Below are 1,336 nucleotides of genomic sequence, written 5' to 3' on the forward strand. Positions count from 1 at the left end.
GGTAGCGTCAAGAATCTTGTGTAAATGAAATGCCTTCGTACATATAATATGTATCTAACTTAAATAAATGATGCTTCCAAGGTGTCCTGGAGTCCTTTGAACCCTCGGTGGATCCGCTTCAGAGACTTCTCGTTATAAACATTAAACTGAGAAACCAGGAAGCGATCCAGTGAATCTTCCGTTGGAAATTGTTCTTTGTGGTGGGTGGTGCGCTTGAGATGCTTATTAAAGTTCTCAATCAGGTTAGTGGAGTATAGTGATTGCCGGATAGCTGGTGGAAAGTCCATGAAAGTGAGTAAATTCGGCATTTTAAGCAGATCTTTGATTAATTTGGGATAGGTCTGATGCCAGTTGTTGGCGAACTCATTCAGTTTCAGTTCGGCTGCTTCACGGTTGGCGGCCCGATGAACTTGTTTAAAGTCACTGATCACGGCCTTGCGGTCTTTTACGCGAACTTTGTTCATCAGATTCCGCCCAACATGAACCAGACAACGTTGTCGTTTGGCTTTAGGGAAATGCCGATTCAAGCCTTCATCCAAACCAACTAACCCATCGGCCACAAACAACAGCACATCTTTAACGCCCTGCTTGATCAAGGTTCCCAGCAGTTCAGTCCAGATTCCAGTCGATTCCGTTGGCGCCACTTGGTAGTTCAGCACTTCTTTCGTACCATCTGGACGAATGCCAATCGCAATATGAACGGCTTCTTTTTGAACGGTATCCCGCTTTAACGGCAAGTAAGTGGCATCTAAGAAGATGGCCGCATATTGTGAAGCCAGGCGACGTTGCTGGAAAGCTTGAACCTGTTCATTGACGGCTTTAGTCATGTTGGAAACCGTGGCTTTGGAGTAGTGAGCACCGTACATTTTCTCAATGAGTTCGGAAATTTCAGCAGTGGTAATTCCCTTGGTATACAACTGAATGACCGTTGTTTCTAAATCATCACTGTGCCGACCGTAGGCTGGCAAGGTATGATTTTCAAACCGGCCATTGCGATCTCGAGGAATGGTTAAGTTAAGTTGGCCGTACTTCGTATCAAACGAGCGCTCATAACTGCCGTTGCGGTTATTACCAGTGTTAATCCCAGCGTATGAGTAGCGTTCGTAACCCAAAAACTCTGCCAATTCGGTTTGAAGAAGCTGGTTAATCGCAATTTCGAGGTGGTGACGAAAAACTTCGTCCAAATCTTGCTTTTGGGCTAGTGCAGCGATAATTTCTGTGGTAAGTTCATTCATGGGGAATGCCTCCTGTGATGTTTTCTGTGGTTACTAAATATCATAAGGGAAGGCATTCCCTATTTCTATACAATTCAGAAATCTTTTATGCATTTACACAA

The 1,336-nt window shown here is 44.4% G+C and carries 1 protein-coding gene; it reads right to left on the reverse strand.

The genetic code is table 11. The features are described from left to right. Positions 1 to 59 precede the first annotated feature (59 nt). Positions 60 to 1,235, reverse strand: a complete 1,176-nt coding sequence (locus tag FC24_RS08320; RefSeq protein WP_057874432.1) for an IS256 family transposase — start codon at positions 1,233 to 1,235, stop codon at positions 60 to 62. Positions 1,236 to 1,336 lie beyond the last annotated feature (101 nt).

The organism is Loigolactobacillus rennini DSM 20253, assembly GCF_001436505.1.
GTDB lineage: Bacteria > Bacillota > Bacilli > Lactobacillales > Lactobacillaceae > Loigolactobacillus > Loigolactobacillus rennini.

Excerpts from the sequence above, each read along its gene's own strand:
- FC24_RS08320 (WP_057874432.1), bottom strand. The coding sequence starts at position 1,235 with ATGAATGAACTTACCACAGAAATTATCGCTGCACTAGCCCAAAAGCAA.